The organism is Nocardia coubleae NBRC 108252, assembly GCF_001612805.1.
GTDB classification, from domain to species: Bacteria; Actinomycetota; Actinomycetes; order Mycobacteriales; family Mycobacteriaceae; genus Nocardia; species Nocardia coubleae.
This window is the reverse complement of sequence record NZ_BDBD01000026.1, coordinates 215,463-233,219: the sequence shown is the minus strand read 5'-3', so window position 1 is coordinate 233,219 and position 17,757 is coordinate 215,463. Positions and strand designations below refer to the sequence as shown.

At 67.3% G+C, this 17,757-nt stretch carries 19 protein-coding genes; 5 read left to right on the top strand and 14 right to left on the bottom strand.

The window, feature by feature from the left end:
- The first annotated feature begins 84 nt into the window (after nucleotides 1-84).
- A complete protein-coding gene (locus NCO8_RS27295) occupies nucleotides 85-1,920 on the top strand; it encodes an acyl-CoA dehydrogenase (RefSeq protein WP_067643730.1) in 1,836 nt (611 codons plus the stop codon).
- A 157-nt stretch (nucleotides 1,921-2,077) separates the two neighbouring features.
- Here NCO8_RS27295 and NCO8_RS27290 read toward each other — a convergent pair whose 3' ends face one another.
- Complete coding sequence (locus NCO8_RS27290; RefSeq protein ID WP_067643727.1) at nucleotides 2,078-2,992, bottom strand: LysR family transcriptional regulator; 915 nt, start codon at nucleotides 2,990-2,992, stop codon at nucleotides 2,078-2,080.
- Nucleotides 2,993-3,145: 153 nt separating this feature from the next.
- Here NCO8_RS27290 and NCO8_RS27285 point away from each other — a divergent pair, with 153 nt between their 5' ends.
- The 3 genes from NCO8_RS27285 (at nucleotide 3,146) to NCO8_RS27275 (ending at nucleotide 6,436) form a co-directional block, all read left to right on the top strand.
- On the top strand, nucleotides 3,146-4,336 hold the full coding sequence (locus tag NCO8_RS27285) for an MFS transporter (protein WP_067643724.1): 1,191 nt from the start codon (nucleotides 3,146-3,148) through the stop codon (nucleotides 4,334-4,336).
- Nucleotides 4,337-4,362: 26 nt separating this feature from the next.
- A complete protein-coding gene (locus tag NCO8_RS27280) occupies nucleotides 4,363-5,604 on the top strand; it encodes an SGNH/GDSL hydrolase family protein (protein ID WP_157105144.1) in 1,242 nt (413 codons plus the stop codon).
- Nucleotides 5,605-5,722: 118 nt separating this feature from the next.
- Nucleotides 5,723-6,436 (top strand): MmyB family transcriptional regulator, encoded by a 714-nt coding sequence (locus NCO8_RS27275; RefSeq protein WP_067643721.1) that lies wholly within the window; start codon nucleotides 5,723-5,725, stop codon nucleotides 6,434-6,436.
- A 259-nt stretch (nucleotides 6,437-6,695) separates the two neighbouring features.
- On the opposite strand, the gene NCO8_RS27270 is transcribed toward NCO8_RS27275, so the two are convergent.
- Both NCO8_RS27270 and NCO8_RS27265 read right to left on the bottom strand, forming a co-directional pair.
- Nucleotides 6,696-7,034, bottom strand: a complete 339-nt coding sequence (locus NCO8_RS27270) for a hypothetical protein (RefSeq protein ID WP_157105143.1) — start codon at nucleotides 7,032-7,034, stop codon at nucleotides 6,696-6,698.
- Between the two features lie 271 nt (nucleotides 7,035-7,305).
- Complete coding sequence (locus NCO8_RS27265; protein ID WP_245655520.1) at nucleotides 7,306-8,283, bottom strand: GlxA family transcriptional regulator; 978 nt, start codon at nucleotides 8,281-8,283, stop codon at nucleotides 7,306-7,308.
- Nucleotides 8,284-8,362: 79 nt separating this feature from the next.
- On the opposite strand from NCO8_RS27265, the gene NCO8_RS27260 reads away from it, so the two are divergent.
- Nucleotides 8,363-8,947: a cysteine hydrolase family protein gene (locus NCO8_RS27260; protein WP_067643711.1), complete on the top strand. Its 585-nt coding sequence runs from the start codon at nucleotides 8,363-8,365 to the stop codon at nucleotides 8,945-8,947.
- Nucleotides 8,948-8,971: 24 nt separating this feature from the next.
- On the opposite strand, the gene NCO8_RS27255 is transcribed toward NCO8_RS27260, so the two are convergent.
- The 11 genes from NCO8_RS27255 to NCO8_RS31685 all read right to left on the bottom strand — a co-directional run bounded on the left by NCO8_RS27255 (nucleotide 8,972) and on the right by NCO8_RS31685 (nucleotide 17,697).
- Nucleotides 8,972-9,364, bottom strand: a complete 393-nt coding sequence (locus NCO8_RS27255) for an HD domain-containing protein (protein ID WP_084457520.1) — start codon at nucleotides 9,362-9,364, stop codon at nucleotides 8,972-8,974.
- A 48-nt stretch (nucleotides 9,365-9,412) separates the two neighbouring features.
- Nucleotides 9,413-9,712 (bottom strand): HepT-like ribonuclease domain-containing protein, encoded by a 300-nt coding sequence (locus NCO8_RS27250; RefSeq protein WP_067643705.1) that lies wholly within the window; start codon nucleotides 9,710-9,712, stop codon nucleotides 9,413-9,415.
- Between the two features lie 59 nt (nucleotides 9,713-9,771).
- Nucleotides 9,772-10,215: an XRE family transcriptional regulator gene (locus NCO8_RS27245; RefSeq protein WP_067643701.1), complete on the bottom strand. Its 444-nt coding sequence runs from the start codon at nucleotides 10,213-10,215 to the stop codon at nucleotides 9,772-9,774.
- Nucleotides 10,216-10,479: 264 nt separating this feature from the next.
- Nucleotides 10,480-11,241: a hypothetical protein gene (locus NCO8_RS27240; protein WP_067643698.1), complete on the bottom strand. Its 762-nt coding sequence runs from the start codon at nucleotides 11,239-11,241 to the stop codon at nucleotides 10,480-10,482.
- Nucleotides 11,235-12,443 (bottom strand): lipase family protein, encoded by a 1,209-nt coding sequence (locus tag NCO8_RS27235; protein ID WP_167353345.1) that lies wholly within the window; start codon nucleotides 12,441-12,443, stop codon nucleotides 11,235-11,237. The genes NCO8_RS27240 and NCO8_RS27235 overlap by 7 nt, the downstream gene beginning before the upstream one ends.
- Nucleotides 12,440-13,579 carry a glycosyltransferase gene (locus NCO8_RS27230; RefSeq protein ID WP_067643694.1) on the bottom strand — a complete coding sequence of 380 codons (1,140 nt, stop codon included), beginning with the start codon at nucleotides 13,577-13,579 and terminating at the stop codon, nucleotides 12,440-12,442. The genes NCO8_RS27235 and NCO8_RS27230 overlap by 4 nt, the downstream gene beginning before the upstream one ends.
- 1 nt (nucleotide 13,580) lies before the next feature.
- Nucleotides 13,581-14,105 (bottom strand): LbetaH domain-containing protein, encoded by a 525-nt coding sequence (locus tag NCO8_RS27225; protein ID WP_067643691.1) that lies wholly within the window; start codon nucleotides 14,103-14,105, stop codon nucleotides 13,581-13,583.
- Nucleotides 14,102-15,079, bottom strand: a complete 978-nt coding sequence (locus NCO8_RS27220; RefSeq protein WP_067643875.1) for a GDP-L-fucose synthase family protein — start codon at nucleotides 15,077-15,079, stop codon at nucleotides 14,102-14,104. The genes NCO8_RS27225 and NCO8_RS27220 overlap by 4 nt, the downstream gene beginning before the upstream one ends.
- Entirely contained in the window at nucleotides 15,076-16,119 is a 1,044-nt protein-coding gene (gmd, locus tag NCO8_RS27215) for a GDP-mannose 4,6-dehydratase (RefSeq protein WP_067643687.1), read from the bottom strand. Before gmd ends, NCO8_RS27220 begins: the two co-directional genes overlap by 4 nt.
- The gene (locus NCO8_RS27210; RefSeq protein WP_067643683.1) at nucleotides 16,103-17,398 is read right to left on the bottom strand and encodes a glycosyltransferase; all 1,296 of its coding nucleotides are present in this window, start codon (nucleotides 17,396-17,398) and stop codon (nucleotides 16,103-16,105) included. Before NCO8_RS27210 ends, gmd begins: the two co-directional genes overlap by 17 nt.
- Nucleotides 17,395-17,697, bottom strand: coding sequence for a hypothetical protein (locus NCO8_RS31685; protein WP_157105141.1), 303 nt, complete (start codon nucleotides 17,695-17,697; stop codon nucleotides 17,395-17,397). Before NCO8_RS31685 ends, NCO8_RS27210 begins: the two co-directional genes overlap by 4 nt.
- Between the last annotated feature and the right edge of the window lie 60 nt (nucleotides 17,698-17,757).

Here is a 17,757-nt window from a genome sequence, read left to right as displayed (position 1 = left end):
GGTCAGCTACCCGGTGGACGACCTGACGGGCGGGAACGGCACACAACCGACCGCACCAGAACTCAACGGAGAGTGAGTACTCACATGGGCCACTACAAGGCAAACGTTCGCGACCTCGAGTTCAACCTCTTCGAGGTTCTCGGCGTCGGCAAGGTGCTCGACGCGGGCGCCTTCGGCGACCTCGACACCGACACCGTCAAGGAAATGCTCTCCGAGGTCCGCCGCCTGGCCGAGGGCCCGCTGGCCGAGTCGTTCGCCGACGCCGACCGCAACCCGCCGGTCTTCGACCCGAACACCCACACCGTCACCATCCCCGAGTCCTTCAAGAAGTCCTACAAGGCGCTCGAGGACGGCGAGTGGGTCAAGGTTCCGCTGCGCGAGGAGCTCGGTGGCCTCGGTGCCCCGTCGGTCATCGGCTGGGCGCTGGCCGAGATGGTGCTCGGCGCCAACCCGCCCATCCAGATGTACGCCGCAGGCGCGGGCTTCGCTCAGGTGTTCTACAACAACGGCACCGATGAGCAGAAGGAATGGGCGAAGAAGATCGCCGACCGCAACTGGGGCGCCACCATGGTGCTGACCGAGCCCGACGCGGGCTCCGACGTCGGCGCCGGCCGCACCAAGGCGATCAAGCAGGAGGACGGCTCCTGGCACATCGAAGGTGTGAAGCGCTTCATCACCTCGGCCGACTCCGACGACATGTTCGAGAACATCATGCACCTGGTGCTGGCCCGCCCCGAGGGCGCCGGACCGGGCACCAAGGGCCTGTCGCTGTTCTACGTCCCGAAGACCCACTTCGACTTCGAGACCGAGACCTTCGGCGACCGCAACGGTGTGTTCGTCACCAACGTCGAGCACAAGATGGGCATCAAGGCCTCGGCCACCTGCGAGCTGACCTTCGGTGGCCACGGCGTGCCCGCCAAGGGCTGGCTGGTCGGCGAGGTGCACAACGGCATCGCCCAGATGTTCGACGTCATCGAGAACGCGCGAATGATGGTGGGCACCAAGGCCATCGCGACCCTGTCGACCGGTTACCTGAACGCGCTCGAGTACGCCAAGACCCGCGTGCAGGGTGCCGACCTCACCCAGATGACCGACAAGACCGCGCCGCGTGTGACCATCACCCACCACCCGGACGTGCGTCGCGCGCTGGCCATGCAGAAGGCCTACGCCGAGGGCCTGCGTGCCATCTACCTCTACACCGCCGCGCACCAGAACCCGGAGATCGCCGAGGCCGTCTCGGGTGCCGACAAGGACGTCGCGTTCCGCGTGAACGACCTGCTGCTCCCGATCGTCAAGGGTGTCGGTTCCGAGCGCGCCTACCAGTACCTGACCGATTCGCTGCAGACCTTCGGAGGCTCGGGCTTCCTGCAGGACTACCCGATCGAGCAGTACATCCGCGACGCGAAGATCGACTCGCTGTACGAGGGCACCACCGCCATCCAGGCGCAGGACTTCTTCTTCCGCAAGATCGCCCGCGACCGCGGTGTGGCCCTGGCCCACGTGGCGGGCCAGATCCAGAAGTTCCTGGACGCCGACAACGCCAACGAGCGCCTCAAGGGTGAGCGCAAGCTGCTCGCCACCGCGCTCGAGGACGTGCAGGCCATGGCCGCCACCCTGACCGGCCACCTGATGGGTGCCCAGGAGCAGCCGTCCGAGCTGTACAAGGTCGGCCTGGGTTCGGTCCGCTTCCTGATGGCCGTCGGCGACCTGTTCATCGGCTGGATGCTGCTGAACCAGGCCGAGATCGCCCTGGCCGCCCTCGACAACGGCGCCACCGGTTCCGACGTGCCGTTCTACACCGGCAAGGTCGCCTCGGCCCAGTTCTTCGCCCGCAACGTCCTGCCGGAGCTGACCGCCACCCGTCAGATCCTCACCACGCTGGACAACGACATCATGGAACTGGACGAAGCCGCCTTCTAGTCCGCCTCCCCGCGTATTTTGGCCGGACTCAGGTGCTGGGCGAGATGCGTTGGCGGCCAGACGGAGGTCGTGGGTGAGTTAGCCGGTGCCCGGTGAGTTACCCATGTGCTTGCGAGATCTGTTGAACGGCCCGGAGCTTTTGCTCCGGGCCGTTTTTCTATTCGGTGTGGCCCGGTGCGAAGTAGTGTTCGGCGCCGCGCTGCTCGACCGTCTCGAGGAGCATCTGCACGAAGGCTCGTAAGCGCGCCGTTTCCGCGCCGGGCAGCCATACTGGGCGCCACACGTGGCCTTGTCCGTCGCTGAACGGCACGTAGACCGTTCCGCGACGGGGGTAATGCCGCTCGGCATGCGCACCGGCCGGGTGGACCCCGGCGCCGAAAGCGACGGCGGTCAGTACGTCTTCGAAGGTTTGCGCACCGTTCGGGCCTGCCGGGCTGATGTGCCAGGTTTCGTCGAGGTAGCGGTGCCAGTACGCGCTTGCGGGTCCGCCGATGGCGATCACCTCGAGACCCGCGGCGGTGCTGTCGATCGAACTTCTGCGGGCGAGGGCGTGATCGCGCGGAACCACCAGGCCCGTGGGCTCGGTGAGCAGGACCGGCCCGGCGACCACGTCGTTTTCGCCGACCGGGGAGTGGCTGATGACCAGGTCGAGTTCGTCGCGGCGTAGCGGGCCGAAGACATCGCCCAGGTGGACCTCGCGGGCGTGTACCTCGCATTCGGGATGGCGGTTGCGGAACTCCAGGACGGTGTCGACCAGCAGGCTCGCCGCCAAACCGCCGAGGTAGCCCACGCGCAGCGTCCCTTCCACGCTGCGTGCCGCCGCCTGTGCGCGTTCGATGGCCCTGTTCAGCTGCGTGCGGATCGGAATCAGGTCGTCGCGCAGCATCCGGCCGACCGGCGTGAGCCGCACCTGGCGGCTGGTGCGTTCGAAAAGCTGTGCGCCGAAGTGTCGTTCGAGCTTCTTGATCGTTTGGCTGACCCGCGCCTGCGTCAGATACAGACGTTCGGCGGCCCGTCCGAAGTGCAGTTCCTCGCATAGAGCCAGGAAGATCTCGATCTCCTGCCGTTCCATAACTCCCGCTAATCGACCGTGTCGGCGACGGCCGTTGATGCACGTGAACGCGACCGGCAGTCTGAAATCACTCCATTCGAAACCGTACGTCCGGGTACCGACACGAATGGCCTTAACGGAACAATTTTCCCACTAAGGGAGTTGCACACTCACATGACAACGACACTGACCGCCCCACCCCGGGCGGGGACCGACCGGCCGACCCTCGCCCTGGGCGCGCTTGCGCTGGGCGCCTTCGGAATCGGCCTCACCGAATTCGTCATCGTCGGCCTGCTGGGCGTGATCGGCGACGACCTGTCCATCTCCGTCCCGACCGCAGGCCTGCTGGTCTCCGGTTATGCCGCAGGCGTCGCGGTCGGCGCGCCGCTGATGACCGCGCTGGGTTCGCGGGTCCCTCGCAAGACCATGCTCGCGACACTCATGGGCCTCTTCATCGCGGGCAACCTGCTGTCGGCCCTGGCCCCGACCTATGAACTGCTGCTTACCGGCCGGATCGTCGCCGCGCTCACCCACGGCGCGTTCTTCGGCATCGGTTCGGTGGTGGCGGCGAGCCTGGTGGCACCCGACCGCCGGGCCGCCGCCATCGCCACGATGTTCACCGGGCTCACCCTGGCCAATGTCGCCGGCGTGCCGCTGGGCACGGCGCTCGGCCAGGCATTCGGCTGGCGGTCGACCTTCTGGGCTGTGACCGCCGTCGGGGTGGCCGCGCTGCTCGCCGTCCTCATGCTGGTCCCGCATCAGCCACGCGGCGAATCCATCTCTCTGACAGAGCAATTGGCTGTGTTCGCTCGCCCGCAGGTGTGGCTGGCGCTGTCGATCACCGCGCTCGGATTCGGTGCCGTTTTCGCGGCGTTCACCTTCTTCGAACCGATCCTGACCGAGGTGACCGGCCTGCCCGACGGTGCCGTCCCGTGGCTGCTCGTCGTTTTCGGCGTCGGCCTGTTCGCGGGCAATATCGTCGGCGGCAGGCTGGCCGACCGCGCCCTGCTGCCTACGCTGATCGGCGCGCTCGCCGCACTGACCGTGGTGCTGATGATCTTCGCGGTAGTCGCCGGGCATCCGGTCGGCGCGGCCGTCGGCATCCTCGCGCTCGGCGCGACCGGTTTCGCCATCGTGCCCGCTGTCCAGATGCGCGTACTCGACACCGCGGGCGGCGAATCGGCGCTCGGCTCGGCCGCCAACATCTCCGCCTTCAATATCGGCATCGCGGTCGCCTCCTGGCTCGGCGCCGCCGCCATCGACGCCGGGTTCGGCCTAACCGCGCCCGCCTGGATCGGCGCGGCTCTGGCCGCCGCCGCCCTGCTCACCACCCTGTTCGCCCGCGCGCTCGAGCGCCGCGGCTAGACCGACTACCGAGAATCGACGAACCCATGCACGTCTGGAAGAAGATGATGACCGCCGCCATCGCGATCACCGCCACCCTCACCGCGGCCTGCACCAACACCCAGGCCGCCGCCGCCGACACCGCGAGCACCGCCTGGTCGGTGCCGATGCAGCAGCCGAGCACCGGTTTCGAGCCGAACTGGTCGCTCGACGGATTTGCCCAGCACACACTCCGGCAGGTTGTCCGGGTCACCACCGGCGGTGATTCCGCCCGGATCACCCTCTCCAACCGCTTCGGCCGCACCGATCTCCGCATCGCCTCGGCTACGATCGCCCGCACGGATTCCGGGGCTCGCGTACATCAGGACACGCTGCGCCCCCTTCGCTTCCACGGCAACGACACCGCCACCATCGCCCCGGGCACCGACCTGACCAGCGACCCCGCCGAGCTGCATCTAGCTCCTCTCGAATTCGCCACGGTCACTTTGTATCTGGACGAACCCACCGGGCCCGCTACCTTCCACGCCCAGGGCTATGCGACGTCGTACCGCGCGGCGGGCAACCACGCCTCCGACGCCGACGCGACCGCCTTCACCGAGACAACACACTCCTGGTACTACCTGTCGAGCGTGCGGATGAGCGGCGACGCCGCCGCGGAGGCGATCGTCGCGTTCGGTGACTCGATCACCGACGGTTTCGGCTCCGACAACGACGGCAACAACCGCTACCCCGACGCCCTGGCCGACCGCCTCGCCGCCGCCGGCACCCCCCGCCCCGTCCTCAACGCGGGCATCGGCGGCAACACCATCATCAGCGATTCACCCTGGTACGGCGAGAGCGCATTGCGCCGCTTCGATCGCGACGTCCTCACCCAGGACGGTGCCCGCACGGTCGTCATGCTCGGCGGACTGAACGATATCGGCTTCTCGGAAGTCGATCTGCCGACCTACAAGCCCAATCCGGTCGTCACCGTCGAACAGCTGATCGCGGGCTACCGCGACATGATCGCCCGCGCCCACCGAGCCGGGCTGCGCGTGATCGGCGGAACCCTCCTGCCGATGAAGGGAGCCGAGTACTACACCCCCACCTCCGCCGCGAAACTGCGCGCGCTGAACGAATGGATCCGTACCAGCGGCGAATTCGACGCCGTCGCCGACTTCAACACCGCCGTCGCCGACCCGGCCGACCCGGAACGCCTCGACCCCGCCTTCGACTCCGGCGACCACAAGCACCCGAACGCCGCAGGCTACCGAGCGATGGCCGCCGCAATCGACCTGAACACCCTCTAGGTTCGTCTCTCCCGGACGGTCCGGAGCCATCGAGCTCCGGACCGTTTCGTTGTTTCCGGGTGATCTTTGCGGCGTACTCTTGGTTTTACCGTCGTCGGGGTGAGGCTCGGGGGTTGGGATGGCTGAAAGTTCTGCGCTCAGTGTGTATTTGCGCGAGCGGCGGTTGGCGGCGGGGTTGGCGCGGGCTGAGCTGGCGGCTCGTGCGCAGATGGCGCCACTGCTGGTCACGCAGATCGAGACCGGGGCGCTGGTGCCCAATACCGCGATGCTGCAACGGCTTTTCGACAGTCTCGATGTGCCGCCGTGGTACCGGAAGCACATTCTCGTGCTCGGTCTGCCGTCGGTCGATACCGGCGCCGCGCCGACGGCACCGTCGACCGAGGACCTCGCCGACCTCGGCAGTCTCACCCATCCGGCCTGCTACCAGCGCTTCCCCACCATGGACCTGCTCGCCGCGAACGCCGAGTACCAGCGCATCTTCCCCGGCACCGGCGCCGGGGTGAATCTGCTGGAATGGATGTTCCTGAACCCGGCCGCCAAGAAGGCCCTACTCGACTGGACCACCGAAGCTCAGGTGCTCGTGCACGCCTTCCGCATGCTGTCGCCGTTGGCTCCCACCCAGCGTGTCACCGCGATCACGACCGCCTGTGCCGTCTCACCTGATTGGGATGCGGTGTGGGCCAGTGAAATCCGGCCGCAAGATGTCGCCCGGCGGCATGTGCGGGTTCGCGACCGCACCACCGGCGTCGAACGCCGCTACCTGCTGCGCATCTACGACCCGGCTTTCCCCACCCGTCCGTGGTGGCTGTACCGGATGATCCCGTCGCGGTAAACACACAAAACGGCGCCCGTCGAAATCCGACGGGCGCCGCGTTGCACTGCCTCGATGCTCAGCCGGCCGACCCGGAGGCGAAGGCGGCGAGCAGGGGCAAGATCTGGACCAGGGTGTCGAACATGCTTCTCCTTCTAGACGAATAGTCACTTCTTATCAGCGCCGAATTACGCAGCACATAATTCGGATGAACGTGAGAAGAACTCATCTGCACCGACGGCCGGTCCCGTCGGTGCGTTCGCACCCGGTCCAGGGGCTGTTACTCGGCAGGCGTCTCGGCGGTGCCGCTGCTCAGCAGCGCGAGCAGCGCGGCCAGATCCAGGCCTTCGGCAGAACCGGTGGCGGGCTCCTCCGCCACGGTCTCGGCCTCGCCCGAGCCGCTGCTCAGCAGGGCGAGCAGGGCCGCAAGATCCAGGCCCTCGAGCGAGCCGGTCGGCTCCTCCGCGACCGGCTCGGTCTCCGCGGTGCCCGAGGTGAGCCCGCTCAGCAGTTCCGACGACCCGGTGGACGGTTCCTCGGCGGCCGCGACCCCCATGCCCATCATCGACATGCCAGCGGCCGCGACCATCGCCACACCGAATGCACGAATCTTTGCCATTGTGAACCCCTCATCTTTCAGATTTGCGGCGAATTTCCGCCGCACAAGATGTCTAACACCGCGCCAGACCGCTCGGCAGACGTCTGAAAGGGGGGCAAGACAGCAGCCGAGGGTTTGCTCAGGCGCCCGAACCGCTGGTCAGCAGGCGTATCAGACCCGTCATCGCCCATAGCATTGTCGTAACCGGCCACGTCGGCCATTCTTCCGCGATACCGAACACCCGAAACCCCTTGTTACTCAGCAATTCACCGTAAAGTCGACAGCTTAGTGATCACCCGATGCGGAACCGATTCCGGTACTCCGCAGGGGTGGTGTCGAGCCGTCGGCGAAAGGCGCGGGCCAGCGTATCGACGGTGTTGAACCCACAGCCGGCTGCGATGCGCTGCAACGTTTCGTCGGTCGTCTCGAGCCGATGCCGCGCGACCTCCACCCGCGCCGCTTCGATGTAGGCGGCCGGCGTCATCCCCAGCTCGGTCCGAAAAATCCGGGTGAGCTGGCGCTCGCTCACATGCGCTTGTTCGGCCAGCTCGGTCACCGTGAGCGGACGCGCGATATTGCCCGCGATGTAGTGCCGCAGCTCGTCGATGCGGCGAGTGGTGGAGACCGGCTCGAGCGAAACACTGAACTGGCTCTGGCCGCTCGGCCGCTTCAGAAACATCACCAGCTGACGGGCGACGCGCAGCGCGAGTTCCTCACCGAAGTCGTCGGCGACCAGGGCCAGCGTGAGATCGAGGCAGGCGGTGAGCCCCGCACCGGTCCACACATTGTCGTCGCGGATATAGATCGGATCGGCATCGACCAGCACCGCCGGATGCTCGGCGGCGAGTTGGTGCGCGGTCGACCAGTGCGTGGTGGCGCGCTTGCCGTCGAGCAACCCCGCTGCCGCGAGCACATGCGCCCCGACACACACCGAAGCCACCCGGCGAGCACCGGTCGCCATCGTCGAAACAGCCTCTACCACAACGGGTTCCACGATCGCGCGAACTTGTCGCCGTTCATCGGTCTCGACCGCGCCCGGCACGACGATCGTGTCGATCCGCCGCCCGGCCAACCCGTCGAACGTCACGTCGGGCAGCACCCGGACCCCCGCCGAGGTCGTGACCGGATCCAACGTCTCGGCGGCCAGCACCACTTCGTAGCCGGTCGGCTCGTCCATCTCCCGCTGCAGCAGCGAGAACACCTCGGGCGGCCCCGTCACGTCGAGCAGGTCGACCCCATCGAACAGCACCACCACAATAAGCCGTCCCACCATCCACCTCCTGCCGATGTCCGAATCTGCAGGTTACATGACATTGCAGACATCACCGCCCGGCCATAGCGTGGAGCCCATGACCTCCACAACCCTGCGCCAGCTCAGCGGCCTCGACGAAACCCCCGCCGCCCTCGCCACCTCGACCCTGATCCTGGTCGACTACCAGAACACCTACACCCGCGGTGTCATGGAACTGACCGGCTGGGAGCAGGCCATCGACGCCGCCGCCGAGCTGCTCGAGCAGGCCCGGCAAGCAGGCACCACCGTCATCCACGTGATGCACAACGGCGGCGAGGGCAGCCCCTACGACATCACCACCGACATCGGCCGGATCCACCCCAAGCTCACCCCCACCGCCGACGAAGCCGTCGTGGTGAAGTCCTTCCCCAACTCCTTCGTCGACACCGAACTCGGCGACCTGGTCGACGCCGCGGGCAACGAATCCGTCGTCATCGCCGGCTTCATGACCCACATGTGCGTCACCTTCACCACCGAAGGCGCCTTCCTCCGCGGCAACAAACCCACCGTCGTAGCCAACGCCTGCGCCACCCGCCCCCTCGCCGAAGTCACCGCCCCCCAACTCCACGCCGCCGCCCTCGCCACCATCGGCGACATCTACGGAGTGGTAGTCCCGACCCCGGCCGACCTCACCGTCGGATAACCCGCCAGATCGCGCGACGCGAGGTCATGCGCTGACGAGCAGGTCCTCCATCCGCACCTCGGGCGCGGTCCACGAGCTGTGGGTCCACGCGAAGCGCGCCGATTCCTCGGCAAACCCGTGCGCCACAAGCAGTTCGTACCCGGCCTGCTCGTGGGCCGAGCCCGGCCCCGACAGTTCCTCGGGATGGAGAATCTTGCCGATGTCATGTGTTGCCGCGCCGAACAGCACAGCATCGCGGTCGAACAACAGGCCTCGGTAGTGGCTGTCGACCCAGTCGGCCAGCTCCCACGCCACCTCGTGAACTGCTCGCAGGTGAGCGGCCAGACGAGGTGGTGCCGCGAGATTTCGCAGGAGATCTTCCACTCGCGTGGGCAGCGGTCTGGGCCCAGGATCAGTCAGGGCTTGTTGAAGCAGCATGCGGCTCACCGCTGGCCCTTCCGGTAATGATCACGAGATCTTGGGATCTCAGCCCTCGGCAGGTTCGAGCTGAGCCAGTATCTGGCGGACCGCTGCGGCTTCCCTCGGCAGGCGGTTCGCGAGGAGGTTCCAGAGGATGTTGTGGTCGACAGCGTCATAGTTGTGCGCGACCAGATTCCTCGTAGCCTTGACCCCGCGCCAGGCGACCTCCGGATGCTGGGCCATGAATTCTTCCGGCAGCCGCGCCACCGACTCGCCTAATCGGTGCAGAACTGCCTCGGCCGCCAGCCTGGTGATCTCGTCGGAATCGTAAGCGGATTTGCCGCCGCTGACGATTCTGGCCGCCATCTCACTGAAGGTGAGGAAGTCTCGAAGGCTCTTGGCTGTTCGTTCGGCACGGTGGCCGCTCACAGCGGCTTGGCCTCGTCCCGGATCGGGTGCGGACCTGGCGGCAGCCCACCTTCGGATACCAGATCGACATGCAGGCCGGTCAGCTCCTCCAAGTCGAGCATCAGCTCGGCCATATCGACCAGATCCGCGTCGGCATCGAACCGCACCAACAGATCGATGTCACTACCCGAAACATCCTCACCCCGCGACACCGAACCGAACACGCGCACACGATTTGCCTTGTGCCCCAAAGCCAGTGCGATGATCTGATCCCGGTGCTGAGCGATGACTCCGGACGGGCGGGGTTTGGCCGCCTCCCGCAGCCGGCTCAACATCGTCGCCGAAGGGCGCCGCTTCCCGCTCTCATAAGCAGCGATGTTGGATTGAGCGACACCCGACCGCTGCGCCAGCTCAGCCTGGGTCAAGCCGGCGGCACGGCGCAGGTCACGCACAGTTTCCATGCCTCGATGATATCGGATGATATATCGCCGGGCCAGGGTCATATGGATCGCACCGAGGCGCGACCAGACGACTGGTGGAGCAGTGGTGAGCGGTCAAGAAGCGGAGCCGGCGATCAACACCTGCAGCAATGTGCTCGAACCGGTCAGCAATTTCGCCAGCACCCACGTAGGCCACTCCAGACCGCCCAAGCTCGTCACCGAAACCCCTTGTCACCCAATCCCACACACCTTCGCACCGACATTCTAGGGCGCCGCGTCAGGTCGTTACGCCGCCCAGATCGCGGTGAGCGCGGCCGGTTCTCGACCAGATTCGAACTCGTAGAGCTGCCAGCACGCCGAGGTGCCCGACCAGGCTGCGATGCGGGGGTCGGTGATCATGCGCCGACCACCGTCGGACAGGGCGACGGTGGCGGTGTCACCGTCGCGGCGGACTTCGAAGGAGAGCGGGGTCCCGACGGAGGCGCCGGAATGGGGCTCGGTGGCGAGGACGACGCTGTGGCCTGCGGCCGCGTCCCACACCGCGAGTTGCCAATGGGTGCTGTCGATGATGAATTGGACACCGGCATTGGGCATGCCCCGTCGATCGACCAACGAGTCGACCAGCGAGTCCTGCCACATCGTCAGGGCGACCGATCCCCCGCCCTCGACGAATCGCACGGTGGCACCGAGCCGCTGGACGGGCGCGTCCAGGATCGATTCCACGTAGCCGGCGGAGTTGTCGGCCGTGGCGCGCTCGTGTACCAGCTGGCCGGCTTCGACGACCGGCATGGCGCCCTTGGTGATGGCGGCCGCACGAAACGTGCGCCCACCGATCTCCGTGGGCAGCGGGCCGTCGGGAAGTACGGCGAAGTCGACCGTCAGCGGCGCGCCGTGATCGCTCGGCACCGGGCCGAGTCCCCGGGACTGGCCGCCGTCGGTAGCGGGCTGGACGCCCGCGGCGATCCTGCGGTCGGTGGCCTGCACACCGAAGATCACGGCCACCACCGTCGACGCGGCCGCGAGGGCGAGCGTTACGCGGATCAGCACGTATTGCGTGCGGGTTTCCCGGTCAGTCGTTCCAGCAACCACGCCCCGATCTGCGGGCCTGCCACGAGAGTGCCGTGCCCCTCGTCCGGGCGGACGATGAATTCGATTGTGCCGCCGTTGCGGCATGCGGTCCGAACTGCCTGACGTACCCATGAGACATTCACCTTCTGATCAGCCGCACCGGTAATGACCAACATGGGCCCGGATGCCCGGCGCTGTGGCAGTGCGATCGATGCGAAGGCCTGCTTCAACCGAGCCGCGGCCGCATCCGATACCGGTTCGGTGTCACGTGCTGTGAGCGACTCGAGCACCTGCTCACGTTGGTCGGCGTGCGGTCCGGTACACGCCGACCACATCGATTCGCCGTGCTCTAGCGGCCCGTGGAGATAGTCACCGGCGTTCAGTTCCGGCCGGTGATTGGACAGGCCCGCCAACACCATCGGCAACCACATCTGCTGTTCGTGCGACAACCAACCCGACTGCGCCAGCGCGACGATGCCACTGAGGTCGGCCATCGGCGCACTCGATGCCGAGCCACGGAAGTCCAGCCCGTCGCCGTATGTCGCGGCGTACTCGTTCGCCGCCCAGGCCGCGTGGCCACCTTCGGATGCGCCGACCGCATACCAGGTGGCGGAGGCTTCGTGTACCAATGCTCTGGCCGCACGCACGGCGTCGATCATGTTGTAAGCGGCGGTTTTCGGTTCGAGATACGCGTTGGCGCCGCCGCCCGCGCCCCACCCCTGGAAGTCGGTCATCGCCACCACGAATCCCAGTTGCAGCAGCGAGGCAACGGCCAGGTCGTAGCCGAGCAGATCCGTGTGTCCGGAGGTACCGCAGCTCGGATCGAGCCCGGTTGCGCCGTGCCCATAACTCAGTACCGGCCAGCCACCCGCGGGGGCTTCACCGGTCGGGACGAACACGACGCCCGAGACGTCCCGTAAGGAGCCATCCACTCCGGACACACTGCGGTAGGTGACAGTCCAGCCGCGATCGGCGTCGGCGTCGAGTGCCGCGCTCCACTCACGGATCGGGGTTGCGGTGACGATGCCGCCGCGCTCACGCAATACTTCACCGGAGAGCTGTGGAGCCGGAGCGTCCACGAACTCCGTCGCCGGGTTGTCGGTGGCGGCTGTCAGGGTGCATCCGGCTTGCAGCACCGCGGCTGTGCACACGACAACGGCAGCCAGAATCCGTTTCCTCACCGAGTTTCCACCTGATCGGGTCGCACCGCGCAGACTCCGCGATAGACCTGCTCGAGCCGTTCGGCCACACCGGCCATCGACAGCTGCGTGCGGGCCAAACGAGCACCAGCCTCGCCCATTTCACGTCGAAGCCGCGGCTGCTGCAGCAACTTCCGCGTCGCCGTGGTGAGCGCTTCCAGATCGTCCGAACGCACCACGATGCCGCATCCGTTGTCTTCGATCAGCGGCGCGAGCCCGCAGGTGTCGGTGACGACAACCGGCAAGCCGAGCGCCATCGCCTCCAGCACGCTCATCGGGTACGGCTCGTCGACCGATGGCAGCACATACACGCCGGCCCGCGCCATGCGCCCGGCCGTATGCTGCGGTGCCAGCGCGCCCTCCCCGCGCACCGGTGCCCCCAGGTCGTCGATCAGCTTCTCGATCGCGACGGCCGAGCCCTCGTCGGGACCAACCATCCGAAACCGGGCCGGGATGCCTTCGTCGCGCAGACGTGCGGCCATGCGCACGAACAGTTCCGGCCGCTTCCGCGCCTGCAACCGCGCCAGGTAGAGCACCTCGGGTACGTCGTCGGGTCCGGCATCGGGCCGTTCCACCGAGGGAATCGGGACACCGTTGTGCAGTTCCCGCAACGGAAGCTGCCGCCCGGCCACCGCCGTCAAGTCCGCTGCCTCTCGGGCGGTCAGGTGCAGCACCGCCGCGGCAGCACGCAGGGTCGGGACCGTCCAGAAGCGGTCGAGCGGTCGAGCGAGCAGCTTGTCGCTCGGGTCGATCATGCCGTGTGTCTGCAGGACCAGCGGCACGCCCGCCGCGAGCACGATGCGCGCGGCGGGCAGGGTGACGAGATCACGCGCCAGATGCACGTGCACCACATCGAACTCACGCACGTTCCGGCGCAGCCAGGAAATCATCCCGCGGGCCCGGAGCCCCGCGAACCCGGCTCCCGGGATAGCGGTGCCGGCGGGAAAACCGTGCACCTCCAGACCGCCGGGCACCGCATCGGCTCCGGATACCGCCGCCGTCAACTCCACTCGATGACCACGGTCCGTCAGTACCCGCGCCTGGTTGCAGGCCACCCGCACCGGGCCGCCGTACGCGCCGTCGGGCGAGAACAGCGTCACGACATGCAGAACCCGCATCTCACACCGCCATCGCACGCGGCGCGAGCATCGTGGCGTCGGCCGCGACATCAGAGGTGACCAAGGCGGTCGCCCCCACGGTGGCCCGCGCGCCGATCGTGACGCCGCGCAGCACCGTCGCCCGGGTACCGAGCCAAGCACCGTCGTGCACAGCAATCGGCGCGTTGTCGAACTCGAAGGTCGACGAGTGCCGGTCGTGACTGCCGGTACACAGCAGGACACCCTGCGACACACAGACATTCGCGCCGATCGTCACCGGCTCCAGGTTGAGGATCCAGACGTCCTCGCCGATCCAGCTGTCCGCGCCGACCGACAGCTTCCACGGCCAGTGGATCCGCACCCGATGCCGGATGAGCACCCCTGGTTCGATACTCGCCCCGAAGGCACGAAGGACAGCCACACGCAACCGGTTCGGGCACCACCACTTGGCGAGCACACCGGCCACCGCGAGCCACGCGATCTGGACGGCAACAGGGCGGCCCTTGTCGTATCCCGCACCGGTGAACCCGGCCAGCGAACGCGTCACACCAACCCCCGCGCGGTCTCCTCGTGTTCCCGGTACCACGCGACCGTGTCCGCGATGCCCGCGGCCAACTCGACCTGCGGTTCCCAACCGAGCGCGCGCAGCTTCGAGACGTCGAGCAGTTTGCGCGGAGTGCCGTCCGGTTTGGTGGTGTCCCAGTGGGTTCGCCCGGTGAAGCCCACGGCGTCGGCGACGAGCCCGGCGACCTCGGCGATCGAAACATCGCTGCCGGTACCGACATTGACGTGTTCGGCACCGTCGTAGTGGTCGAGCAGGTGCAGACACGCGCGAGCCATGTCGTCCACGTGGAGGAATTCACGCAGCGGTCGGCCACTACCCCAGTTCGTCACCTCTGCAATGCCATCGCGTGCGGCCTCGTTGTAGCGGCGGATCAGCGCGGGCAGCACGTGCGAGGACTGGGCGGAGAAGTTGTCGCCGACACCGTAGAGGTTGGTCGGCATCGCCGAGATCCAGGGCAGTCCGTACTGCCTGCGCACTGCCTGAACCTGGAGAATTCCCGCGATCTTGGCGATGGCGTAGGCATCGTTGGTCGGCTCCAGATGCCCGGTGAGCAGGTATTCCTCTTTGATCGGCTGCGGCGCGTGCTTCGGGTAGATGCACGACGAGCCGAGGAACAGCAGCCGCGGAACCCGCACCGACACAGCGGCATCGAGCACATTGACCTGGATCTGCAGGTTGTCGGACAGGAAGTCCACCGGATAGGTGTTGTTGGCCTGGATACCACCCACCCGCGCCGCGGCCAGCACAACGACATCGGGCCGGGTAGCGCCGACGAACTCGAACACCGCGCCACGATCACGCAGGTCGAGCTCCGCGGAGCTCCGGCCGATCAGGTTGCCGAACCCGGCACGCTCGAACGCCCGCCACACCGCGGAGCCGACCAGCCCGCGATGGCCTGCGATGTAGACCGTCGCATCGCGGTCCAGGGGCTGGACCGCACCGGCATCCACGCTCATCGGGCGGTGCTCCACTCCGCGAGGGCGGGCCGATCGATCCAGGGCTTGCCCGCATGTTCGAGCGCCGCGATGTCGGCGTCGACCATGATCGCCGCGAGCTCCGGGGTGTGCACCCCGGCCTTCCAGCCGAGCAACCGCTCCGCCTTGCTCGCGTCGCCGACCAGCGCATCGACCTCGGTCGGGCGTAGGTAGCGCTCGTCGAACCGGACGTGCTCGGTCCAGTCGAGCCCGGCACGTTCGAAGGCCGCGACCACGAAATCGCGCACCGTGTACGAGCCGCCGGTGGCCAGTACGTAGTCGTCCGGCTCATCGGCTTGCAGCATCCGCCACATACCCTCGACGTACTCGGGGGCGTACCCCCAGTCCCGGATGGAATCCAGATTGCCCAGGTACACATGCTGTTCCAGGCCGGCGGCGATCCGGGCGACCGCACGCGTGATCTTGCGTGTCACGAAGGTCTCCCCGCGACGCGGCGACTCGTGGTTGAACAGGATGCCGTTGACCACGTACATGCCGTACGCCTCGCGGTAGTTGCGGGCGATCCAGTAGGAGTAGATCTTCGCCGCGCCATACGGGGAACGCGGATAGAACGGGGTCTCCTCGTTCTGCGGTGGTGGTGTCGCGCCGAACAACTCCGAGGTGGACGCCTGGTAGTAGCGGCAGTCCGCACCGACCATCCGGACCGCCTCGAGCAACCGCACAGTGCCGAGTCCGGTGGTGTTGCCGGTGTGTTCGGGCTCGTCGAAGCTGACGCGCACGTGCGATTGCGCCGCCAGGTTGTACACCTCGTCGGGCTGGATCTGGCGCAAGAGCGTCACCAGGCGTGCACCGTCGGACAGATCGCCGTAGTGCAGGAACAGCCGGGCCTGCGGGTCGTGCGGGTCCTGGTACAGATGATCGATGCGCGCGGTGTTGAACGTGGAGGCGCGCCGGATCAAGCCGTGCACCTCGTAACCCTTGCTGAGCAGCAGCTCCGCCAGATACGAACCGTCCTGACCGGTGATGCCTGTTATCAGTGCTCGCTTACCGGACTGCGTCACGGTGGCTGCCCCTCCTACCCTTGCTGTGCCTGGCCTTGGTCTCGACCAGGTCGGTGAGCCACTGTTCGAACTGATCAATGGCATGTGTTTGCGACAGCGTGCGTGCACAGAACTGCCTGCCCGCGGCGCCGAGCGCGGCGGCCCGTTCACGATCGCGGCCCAGTTCGAGGGCTGTGCGCACCAGCTGTGCCGGATCATCCGGTGCGACAACGAGACCGCCGCCGGACGCGCGGATCTCCGCGGCGGTGATGCTGTCGGCGTCGGTTGCCGCGATGACGGGGTTACCGGTGGTGAAGTACGAGGTGAGCTTGCTCGGCACGGCCATCTCACCGACGCCGGGGCGCTCGTTCACCAGCAGCACATCCGCGGCGGCCAGCGCCTGCTGGTAGTCACCGTCGGGCAGCGAGTCGAGAAACCGCAGGGTGTCGATCCCGCGGCCCGCGGCCTCCAACTGGGGACGCTGGTTACCGCCGCCGACCAGGACGAATCGCACCGGTTCTCCGTGTCGCTGCGCATGACCGGCGGCCGCGATCACATGCTCCAAACCTTGTTTGGCGCCCATGTTTCCGGTGTGCAGCACGATCACCGTCTCGTCGTCCCAGCCCAGCTTGCGTCGCGCCGCCGCACGATCGATCACCGGCGCCGGACGTAGGTGAGTCCAGTTGCGTATCACCGTGATCCGCTCCGCCGGAACCCGAAGCTCCGACGTCATGGTGGATTTGAAGCGGTCGTGGATGGCCACGACACCGTCGGCGGCCCGCAACAAGCCCGATTCGAATGCGGCGGCCAGCTGGGCGGGCCTGCCACTCATCGCACCCGTCTCCACCACGCCCCGGCTGTAGAGATCCTGCACCCAGACACCGACTGCGGGGCAAGAGTTACTGCGACCCAATCGAAGACGGAGGAGCCCCGCAGCGGTCGACAACATCGCCGGGCTGACGAACACAACGGCATCGACATCGTCGGACGGCAAGGCGGCGGCTTGCCTCGCACCGAAGCTCGCCTCCATCCGAACCCGCCCCAACCCGCTGGGCGGATCCGGTACGAAGTGCCGAAGCCGTCGCACCGCAACACCATCGATTTCGGTGCGCAACGCCGCCGGATCGTCGAAACCCGGCTGCAGTCGCCACTGCGGATAGTGCGGCAGCCCGGTCAACACCCGAACCCGGTGTCCGCGCGCACGCAAGCCTGCGGCGACGCCGGTGGTGTAGGGCGCGATTCCGGTGCTCTCCGGCGCATAGTTCAGACCGGCGATCACGATCGAGAGCGGACTGGTCACGGGGCGACTCCCATCGTGGCGGTGTACTGCAGGTCCTGAACCGGTGGATGTGCCCGCACCGGCCACGGTGAGCTCGCCACCAGTACGACGTCACCCGCGCGCTCCAGGTAGGCGCTGACGGTGACGTCGGACTCGCCGCCGGGCAACGACACCGCGCAGATGCCGAGACCGGCGGGCAGCGTGCAGCGGGCGACCTGGCTGCCCGCGCGCACGGCAACCGTGCCCGGCTCGCGCAGCAGGACGAGCGCTTCGGCTTCGTCCCGCGCCGGGGTGCTGCCCGGCCGGAGGGTCATCAGCACGGTCTGCGGGTACGTCGGCCGCGTCGCGACCAGTTGCTGTCGATGGGTCAGGTACAGCTC

Bases quoted from the DNA above. Each gene is read 5' to 3' on its own strand.
- NCO8_RS27295 (WP_067643730.1), top strand. From the start codon at position 85: ATGGGCCACTACAAGGCAAACGTTCGCGACCTCGAGTTCAACCTCTTC.
- NCO8_RS27290 (WP_067643727.1), bottom strand. From the start codon at position 2,992: ATGGAACGGCAGGAGATCGAGATCTTCCTGGCTCTATGCGAGGAACTG.
- NCO8_RS27285 (WP_067643724.1), top strand. From the start codon at position 3,146: ATGACAACGACACTGACCGCCCCACCCCGGGCGGGGACCGACCGGCCG.
- NCO8_RS27280 (WP_157105144.1), top strand. From the start codon at position 4,363: ATGCACGTCTGGAAGAAGATGATGACCGCCGCCATCGCGATCACCGCC.
- NCO8_RS27275 (WP_067643721.1), top strand. From the start codon at position 5,723: ATGGCTGAAAGTTCTGCGCTCAGTGTGTATTTGCGCGAGCGGCGGTTG.
- NCO8_RS27270 (WP_157105143.1), bottom strand. From the start codon at position 7,034: ATGGCAAAGATTCGTGCATTCGGTGTGGCGATGGTCGCGGCCGCTGGC.
- NCO8_RS27260 (WP_067643711.1), top strand. From the start codon at position 8,363: ATGACCTCCACAACCCTGCGCCAGCTCAGCGGCCTCGACGAAACCCCC.
- NCO8_RS27255 (WP_084457520.1), bottom strand. From the start codon at position 9,364: ATGCTGCTTCAACAAGCCCTGACTGATCCTGGGCCCAGACCGCTGCCC.
- NCO8_RS27250 (WP_067643705.1), bottom strand. From the start codon at position 9,712: ATGGCGGCCAGAATCGTCAGCGGCGGCAAATCCGCTTACGATTCCGAC.
- NCO8_RS27245 (WP_067643701.1), bottom strand. From the start codon at position 10,215: ATGGAAACTGTGCGTGACCTGCGCCGTGCCGCCGGCTTGACCCAGGCT.
- NCO8_RS27230 (WP_067643694.1), bottom strand. From the start codon at position 13,579: ATGCGGGTTCTGCATGTCGTGACGCTGTTCTCGCCCGACGGCGCGTAC.
- NCO8_RS27220 (WP_067643875.1), bottom strand. From the start codon at position 15,079: ATGAGCGTGGATGCCGGTGCGGTCCAGCCCCTGGACCGCGATGCGACG.